Raw genomic sequence first — 8,628 nt, 5'->3', positions numbered from 1 at the left:
GCTACGCTACGAGGGATCGTTATAAGGATAGTTGCTTGATGTTTGTACGGTTTTGCGCGTCCAGTTTCAAAATGCAAAACATACGTAACTTGAGTGACAAGCACATCGTGGCGTTTGTCCAATCTCGGCAGCGTGCCGGTAGCTCGGCCAAGACGATCAAGAATGATCTTACTGCGCTGCGGTACCTGCATGATCAGATTCAGCAGCCGCGTTACGTGCTGTCCGATAATAAGGAGCTGCAGAAGCAGCACGGTATAGAGCTGACAAAAACGCCACAGGTCAACGGCAATCGAGCCTGGACGGAAGAAGAGTACCAGGGCATGATCCAGATCGCAAAGGAGCTGCAGCAGGAAAATGTAGCGGATTGCCTGACGCTGGCCCGCACGATGGGTCTGCGTGTGACCGAAGCTGCGGCAGTCAGCCGCGCACAAGCTGAACATGCGCTGCGTACAGGCGTGTACCAGGTGAAGGGGGAGGCCAAGAACGGAAAGCACCGAGAAGTTCCATTAAGCGCGGCAGGGAGGATCATTTTCGAGCGTCGGCTGCGGTATACTGAACGCGGTAACCGGCTTTTCATCGCTGCTGGAGAAAAAACGCACCAGGTAGTGAACCGGATGGAGAAGTTTGTACAACATCATCGGGATAAGGTGCAGACCACGCAAGGCGTGGAACAGAGAATCGATAAACGGGATGGAAGTTCACGGAGCCTTACTTTTCATGGCTTGCGGTACAGCTATGTACAGGAGCGTATGCAGCAGGAAATAGAGAAGGGATACAGCCGAGATAACGCAGCATCAATTGTGAGCCGAGAAGTTGGCCATGAACGGATCGATGTGATCAAGATTTATGAGGGATAGCAAAAAAAACGAAACTAATATGACATCAAGCGCATTCTGTACTATAAATTAAATCAAAAACGAATTAGGAGAAGCGATAATGAAATTTGAAATTACTGCTGAAATGGAAAAGAAGATCAAGGAATGGGATTCTTGTAAGCCGGTTGATGTAGCAGGAGCCAAGCTTTCCTATACGTTTATTCCAACAGGTCTTGGTACGATTATTCATGTTCATTGCGATGTCTGTAATAGAAAATTGGATCTTACAGAGGACTTCTTTTGATCTTTCGTTCCAACATTCACACCAAAAAGCCGCCAGAAATCCCTGATGGCTTTTTAATCGCTGTTTTACCCTTTTTGGTACTTAAGTAAGGTCAAGTTCCGAAACAGGTCTTAAAATTCAATTTTGTGCGTCTGAATTAGTGAAGATCACAATTAACGGGATAAATAGCATGAAATAAAAATATTCATGGGGCGAATTGACCATACCAGATCGAATCCCAAATAACGTACCCAATAGTATCCCTATTCGTATACTAATTCGTATACCAGTGGGTTTCTGTTAAAGTTAAGTAAGTAAAGGGCTATAAAAAAGACTTGGGCGTATACGCCCAAGTCTTTTTTATAGTTCCCGATTATGGTTCCCACGAAAAAGGGGGACACCACTTTTTCTATGAATGGCTCAACCATGCGGTTTTTTTAAAAAGAGCCATCTTCTTTTTCTTGGGAACCAAAAGCGGGAACTAAAAACGGGAACCAAAGAATACACGATCTAAGAGGGGGAATACCCTAATTCTTGGCGAGCTTATCCAGGGTCCGTCTATATTTGTCTATGCCTTTCTGTGCGATCGGCATTACCTGTTCGTTACTGGCCGGCTGGATCTGGTCCTCAGGACAATGCTGCACGTTGGCTGCTTGATCTTTATTTGAATATTTCATGGGGTGAACCTCCTTATAGTTAATGATCAGGCCAACTTCTGTTGGTTGTCTATTTTCTTGGTCGTCAGACGCTCTCAGAAGCCGCAGGATGGATTATATGTTGTTTTGCTCACTTAAGTAAAGGAGTGAATATAAAACCTCTTAGAATAGACAATAGAAGGATTAAAATGGATAGGTACTCAAAAGGCTCTAAGTGCAAAAGATTTAGTATGTGAAATAGGGAGTTAGTAGGCAAATGAAAAAAGTCTAGCATGTTTTGCTAGACTCGTGGTAAGCTTTTCCTAGAAAAGCTTTAAAGCCAGTTTCACGGCAACTTTGGGTCGCCAAACCCTAGGCTGCTGTCTACCGATCTTGTACATCGGCGAAACAGGACGCGAAAACATGACTTGTATACTTATTTGAATCGTTGAACGATTAGGTTCATTGTACTGTGTTTTGCCAGTAGATTCAATAAGTTTTTGAGATAATATGTTGAAGCCCCTGATCCGTGAGATGTGCGGATCAGGGGCTTTTTTGGTTTGCTGATTCAGCATAGTGCCAGCAGTGGCGCGGTGTTTGATCATACATAAAAATCTCATATGTTTCGGCGCTCGAACCATTTTTTTTGAAAAAATGATGTTCGAGGGCTTGATTTCCTATTGTCTTTTTTAGGTAATCGGGTTTTGAACGCCAAACGTGCCTAGCTGCCCAGCACGTAAAAATACGGGTACGGTAAGCTGAGCCGAAGCAGAGAATCAGCGTCAACTCCATTCAACGCCTACCCATGCCCAGGCGGGAGCCAGCCAGAGATTGGGAGGACGCTGATAATCGGTCTGGAGGTAGCCAGGATTCCGCAAGGAATGGTGATCGGTGCACATGCGCGTTGCGCGCTCGTAGGATTGGCTTTACGAGTGAAAAGGCACTGACGGTATAACCGTAATCGGGCATGGATGAGAGGAACCCTCGACAGCCGTACACGGCGTGACATTATCGCTTACTAGTGCAGCCATGTTTTTGTTTTTTTATGGCTGCACAGTAGGTGATAATCTATGCGCATTTCCTGACAAACCATGCCAGCGTGCCGATTAAGATCCTCGCAGTCAAGTTCCTTTTTAGCTTGAAAGATAGCGAAGCGTTGGAGAGTGGTGGTGGCCTTGTAGGTGGTTCACACCGCCGTGATTCGAACCGAGGCATCGTGGTCAACGTGGTTTTCGTTGTCCACGATGATCGAGGTGAGAGTCACGGAACCGGAGCGAAGTGACGGCGATTCATAAAAGCGACTAAAGTAGCTGATAAGACAAGGGTTTTCGGTGATTCTATAGAAGATAAATAGCGAGGTGATTGAACGTGAATAGCACACCATTGAATTTCATATATAGTACAGTTCAAGTCGCAAAATTATTGGATATAGGTCGCTCTACAGTCAACAAGTATGCAAGAAGTCTTGAAAATGCTGGCTATGTTTTTACTAAGGATGATAAAGACCATCGAGCCTTTACAGATCACGACATTATTGCGTTTAAGGCTTTATTGGATCTTTTAGCTCGGGGAGCAGAATATGAGAGCGCGGTAAATGCAACGGTAGAGAGGTATTCAAGGGTTTACAGTAGCGATTCTGTGTCCCTGGTCGCTACGCCAGATAGCAGTACAGAAGTCGCTATGCTTAACGCTAAGGTAGATGATTTAATTTCTGCAGTAGCTGCGCTGTCGAACCGCATAGACGAGATTGTAGATGAGAAGGTACGGCTGCAAGTCGCAGCTGCGGCTTCCGGGATCGGTGACCAGGTAAATGGTGTGCTGGAGGAAGTGCGTCAAGCTCAAGATCGTGCGGATCAGCAGCTCACAGAAATTGCCGGGGCTGTTTCACGGCTTGAGTTGCACGGCCGACGCAAACGATTCTTTGGGTTGTTCTGATAGATGAAAGGGGAATTTACTTGGACTTTTTAATCTTAGTGCCACAGTTTTTGATTCAGGTGTTTACCATTCTCGTCGCTTTAGTGCTGTACGATAGATTTTTCAAAAGAAGATGATCCTCCGATAAATCATCCAGAATAGCTCTATTTTCGGAAATGGACAGGGGCGAAAAACGGAGCAATCGCGAGAAAAGCAGAGATCGGCCAGATGGCCAAATCTCTGCTTTTTTGTATTGTTCCACGGCAGGCTAATCGGCGCTGAAGACCAAAAACGGCCGTTTTTGCGGATCGGAGGGCTGGACATGTGCACAAAATTCAGGATTTTGGACATATGTCCAGCCTTCTGACATAGATAAAGTCAAGCTCTGTGGACATCCAATAGGATATACTGCAAACGAAGCAAGAAAAGCTTCAGACCGAATGGCCTGAAGCTTTTCTTGCTTCGTTTGTTGTTTTAATAAACTTTTATGGATCTCATCCTAGGATGAAAAAATATTATTCTAAGCCGTCCCGAACGGAAACATTGACGGAAACAGGCGAACCGTCATCAGTGTCAAAATTCAATATCCAAGTGCCTTCTTGACCTTGGCCAAAGTAGTGTTCTGTAGTAACAGAGCTACCTGGTTTAACCGTCAGAGATGCCCAATCAGTTCCTGATGGGGATGTCAAACGGTAATTCACAGGTACTTTTTTGTTATTACTCACGTGAACGCGGACTCTTTCGCTACTGCTTCCAGCTTTATACGAAAAACTGCCGGTTCCTTGACCAGAAGAAAAATTATAAGTGGTATTAAGGAGTAAAGAGAACAGAGTAATTTCGCCAGGATCATACAATCCATCAACGATCTTCATATTAGGTACTTCTTTAACAGTATTATCTTGAGAATAGACGCTAGAAATTTCGCTAGAATTTTCTTTAATAGGGCTACTACTGCTAGCGAAAGCAGGAAGAGCAGTCAAAATAAGAGCAGAAGATAAGACGGTGGATACGATTTTCTTTTTCAAAATAAATCCCTCCATGGCATCAATTATGTAAATCACTAATATAGGATACTATATTTACCATAAAGTAACAAGTAGTGGGAGAAAAAGTTTGTAGTAGTCTGTTAAATGTTGTCTTTTTGGTGAATAAACTTCCAACCTATAATAATTTTTTTATTTGAGATATTCGAGCTTGTGATACACCAAGCCACTTGGCATATTCGCCTTGCTTGGCTCCTGGATATTCAAGCATGAGTTTGCGTAAACTTTTAAGCAAATGTAACGTAGACCGATGAGTTTTTTTTCCTTTATTCGCAGCTTCCTTCTTAATAGGCGTGGAAGTCACACCTACGTTCCTCTTCAGATCAAGTATACATTTTCTACATAAAAGAGAGTTTTTGAAGTAGCCTAAATCCTGAATCGAATTGCACAGTTTACAGGAAGTCCTGTCACTATACTTTCCAATGCTCATAAAGCCTTTTTCAACGTCTACATAAAATTCTAAAGGTTCGTTGATTTCAATCCCCATGCTGGTTCGTATTTCTATAGGAATAACAATCCTGCCTAATGAATCCAAGGGACGTGTCATACCTGTATTCTTCAATGGATACCCTCCTTAAAAATCAGAATTATAGAATCCCACCTAAATGACTCTTGCTTGTCCAATATCCTTAAAAACTATTGTAATAATTCTGTATATAATCCAAAGATCGCCTAAATGAGTATTTATTGTTGTGTTAGAAGATGGTATATTTAAAACACGAAAATATTTCATTATATTATAAGTTTTACAATTATTGTTTTTTCTTAAATTTGCACAATTTACGTGAAGGGTGGTTTTATTCATGGAAATCACACCTATGATCCGCACAGAAATTGAAAAATACTTAAAGCAGAATGGCATAACTCTGACCGAGTTTGGTCACATCATTGATTTGAATGTAGGTACAGTTAGCGGCATCGTCACAGGCAATCGTTCTATATCTGTTAACCAGTTAGATCGCTTTACTGCTGGGATGCAATTACCACCAGACTATTTTTATGACCGTTACATTGAAGAATTCATCGTAGAATCAACCCTGAATTGGCGAAAAATAAGCCCATTTCTATATCGTTGTGTGGAGCTCGGCCGGTTGGATTGCTTAAAACGAGTTGTGAGTCTGTTGTTAGATACTCCTGTCTACACCCAGTTATTATTTGAAATGGCTGAAGACTTGTTCCAAAAGGAGTACCTGGACGCGGCAGACTGCCTTTATGAAAACATAGCCGAGTGTGAAAAAAAGCAGCATTCAGAACGGCTTGCTATATGTCAGTATCGGTTGTTTAGCCTACGGATCGGAAAAGATCAGGCTCAAAATCTTCATACGGCTGCCAGATTCGAATTTTTTGTTGATCGTTTAGATGAAATTGACCAGCTGGATGCATTGAAAGACTTGGCCAACGTGTACAGATCATTAGGTATGTGGCATAAGGTCTACAAATTTTCACGCCAAATGTATAACTTAGGACAAATTCAATACAATTTGGTTCATAATGCTAAGCGAGAAATGAAATCGAAAAAGAAACTTAGCAGGCCTCTATTTGTATACATAGCTTACGCTGAACTGTTGTGTGCACATGTTTGTGATGCGAATGGAGATCATGAAAAAGCATTAGAGCATATACATGGCTATACGGATCTAAGTTGGGTTAAGGAAACGGATTCAGACACTCTTCAGTGGCTAAGTAAATTTCAGCAATGGGCAAAAATCAATACCTATGTAAATAGGCTTATGTCTGGAGATATCAGTGTGCTGCCTGACTACGTAGAGTACATGGCCGCTGAAAAAGAAATCTTCGCTGAACTTTTAAATATCATGGAAGTAGCCAACCGATATGATGTCAATGTCGATCATATCCTCAAGCGTTTTGAAGTCCAGATCGCAGCGTATCAAGAAGTATCCTCTACGGATATGTACACAGAACAATTTTTACCACAGCAGTATGTCCGGTTTTGGTATAAAATGGGCAAATACAGCCTAAATAAAGGTAGATATCCATATGGTTTCAAATGTTTAATAAAGGCTTTTGAAAAAGCTGTTACACTTAATCATGAACTACTTATTGCCAATTGTGTTGGGTTATTTCTCCATTTCAAAACACATGCGGTTCCTGAAACACAGGCTCAGTTCCAATCCAAGTATGAGGAGGTGTGGGCAAGAAATGATCAAAAAGATGGCTTTAATCTTAGCGACAGTTAGCTTCTTGCTTGTATTCGTGGTACCAGTTCAGAATCCGACTTCTGGAATAGCACCACAAGACCACATTGGTGGAGCATAATATGTTGTTATATTATCCCATGACCAGCTTTTTAAGCTGGTCTTTTTTTTATCATTTTGGCTAAAAACTGTTCGCAGTGTAATTGGTCATTTACCCCTAAAATGATAATTAATAGGGGGGAATGAAGATATGAACATAGATGAATCCTTAACTAAACAAATGGAAAGTGCCAGACAACGAATGTATGATCTTTACAAACAGCATGGTAGTATTGGACATGCATGTGTACTTGAGCAATCTATGATTCTGGACGAACTCATTAATCAGTACAATCGTATGAATCAGACTAAGAAGTTACATCACTATGTTCAGTCAGACCTCCAATCCTCATGCAAAACTATTACTCTCGCCACTTAACGATCATAATTATGCTATAAAATGCCTTAGGTGATATTTACATACATTTTACCAAGTCAAAGAATGTAAAAATATGACTTGGAATTTGCTTCTGCAGATGATGCAAGAGTTTTTTTATTCCTGTTTGTCTGGAAGAACTTGATGATTTGGCAGGGTGCATTTATAATGATGACAATACGAAATCTATTAATTGTCTCTGTGGCATGCGCTAACGGAGAATAGAAACAGTTCTATTAGAGAGCTGAATGAATTATTATTTGGAGCGAAGCTACCGAATACCAAATTGGGAAGTCACAAGCATTTTATTTTCTTTGCCAACCTTTGGGGATCAGCGCGAAGAACAGAATTTTACAGATTAAGCACAAGTCTATTTTTGCATGTCCTATTGAGGCATGTTTAAAAAGGCTTTTTTTATTGCTTACAGCCGATTGTAGAAGGCATTTTATGCCACTATAATCGGCTTTTTTAATATACAGGTTGTGCTTCGGCACACACACATCTCAAAACCAAATATGCGGAGGTGTTTAACATGAGAATTATTGAGATTTTGACGGGCTTCAGGAACGGAAAAAGGTTGTAAAGTGATGAATCCTGCACTTTCTGTTTAGGTGTGGGACTGTTGAAGTACCAATTGACTCTTTTGATTGGCCACATAGTTATGGCCAAAGACCAACAGCTCTACCACAAAGCTGCTTGAGGCTATTGGATGGTTGAAAAAGTAGAGCACGAATCAAGGCATCGCCGGGCCTGAAGTAACTGAATCGGCAAGAAGATGATCTGACCTGAAGGGTCGGCCGCGGAGCGGCAAGCAGTAAGCTGGATCGTCGGGAGACGTATGCGAAGCATACACCCGTTAGGGTAGGGCTCCAACAAATATTACTCATAGCACATAGCCAAATATTGATGCGCTAAGAATAGCCAAATTTTATGGCTCGAATGCGCGTCTTTCTCTCTGCTATTTCTTTAGAAATAGCAGAGAGAAAGACGCGCAGCGCAAACCACGAGCTTCACAGCCACAACGGGTTAGATTCGTTTTTCCGTTTCCTCGTTTACGAGGAAACGGCGAAGACAGAAGCTTTTGCCACTGGGTGAAATCTGTCTGCAGGTGGAGCTGCAGATTCCCGTAAGGGCGCACTTATACATTGCTTCGCAATGTGTGCTTACGCGCTGCGCGCGAAACCTGTTCAGACACTCGGAACAAGTTCCTCGGTCTTCACAGGTCTTTAAAAAGGAGGATACCCGGATGGGGAAAACGACTGTAGAAGTTCAAGTAGAAAAAATCTTTAAACATACACGACAAGGCA

General features: G+C 42.1%; 8 protein-coding genes. 5 read left to right on the top strand and 3 right to left on the bottom strand.

What is annotated here, in order from left to right:
* Both MKY16_RS26065 and MKY16_RS26060 read left to right on the top strand, forming a co-directional pair.
* The coding region (locus MKY16_RS26065; RefSeq protein ID WP_340957822.1) for a tyrosine-type recombinase/integrase at positions 1-857 on the top strand (857 nt) is incomplete at its 5' end.
* A gap of 79 nt (positions 858-936) precedes the next feature.
* Complete coding sequence (locus MKY16_RS26060; RefSeq protein WP_340957820.1) at positions 937-1,119, top strand: hypothetical protein; 183 nt, start codon at positions 937-939, stop codon at positions 1,117-1,119.
* A gap of 506 nt (positions 1,120-1,625) precedes the next feature.
* On the opposite strand, the gene MKY16_RS26055 is transcribed toward MKY16_RS26060, so the two are convergent.
* Positions 1,626-1,775, bottom strand: a complete 150-nt coding sequence (locus MKY16_RS26055; protein ID WP_175405264.1) for a hypothetical protein — start codon at positions 1,773-1,775, stop codon at positions 1,626-1,628.
* A 1,326-nt stretch (positions 1,776-3,101) separates the two neighbouring features.
* Between MKY16_RS26055 and MKY16_RS26050 the strand changes: the two genes are divergently transcribed.
* The gene (locus tag MKY16_RS26050) at positions 3,102-3,668 is read left to right on the top strand and encodes a hypothetical protein (RefSeq protein WP_068940548.1); all 567 of its coding nucleotides are present in this window, start codon (positions 3,102-3,104) and stop codon (positions 3,666-3,668) included.
* 494 nt (positions 3,669-4,162) lie between these two features.
* Here MKY16_RS26050 and MKY16_RS26045 read toward each other — a convergent pair whose 3' ends face one another.
* Positions 4,163-4,672 (bottom strand): hypothetical protein, encoded by a 510-nt coding sequence (locus MKY16_RS26045; RefSeq protein ID WP_336078716.1) that lies wholly within the window; start codon positions 4,670-4,672, stop codon positions 4,163-4,165.
* 136 nt (positions 4,673-4,808) lie between these two features.
* Positions 4,809-5,252: an AbrB/MazE/SpoVT family DNA-binding domain-containing protein gene (locus MKY16_RS26040; protein ID WP_340957811.1), complete on the bottom strand. Its 444-nt coding sequence runs from the start codon at positions 5,250-5,252 to the stop codon at positions 4,809-4,811.
* A 241-nt stretch (positions 5,253-5,493) separates the two neighbouring features.
* Here MKY16_RS26040 and MKY16_RS26035 point away from each other — a divergent pair, with 241 nt between their 5' ends.
* Positions 5,494-6,888 carry a helix-turn-helix domain-containing protein gene (locus MKY16_RS26035; protein WP_340957810.1) on the top strand — a complete coding sequence of 465 codons (1,395 nt, stop codon included), beginning with the start codon at positions 5,494-5,496 and terminating at the stop codon, positions 6,886-6,888.
* A 208-nt stretch (positions 6,889-7,096) separates the two neighbouring features.
* Positions 7,097-7,324 carry an aspartyl-phosphate phosphatase Spo0E family protein gene (locus tag MKY16_RS26030; RefSeq protein ID WP_340957808.1) on the top strand — a complete coding sequence of 76 codons (228 nt, stop codon included), beginning with the start codon at positions 7,097-7,099 and terminating at the stop codon, positions 7,322-7,324.
* Positions 7,325-8,628: the final 1,304 nt, after the last annotated feature.

It is taken from the genome of Paenibacillus sp. FSL L8-0641 (assembly GCF_038006265.1).
GTDB lineage: Bacteria > Bacillota > Bacilli > Paenibacillales > Paenibacillaceae > Paenibacillus > Paenibacillus polymyxa_D.
Note: the sequence above shows the minus strand (reverse complement) of the source record. Positions and strands in the feature narration are given on the sequence as shown.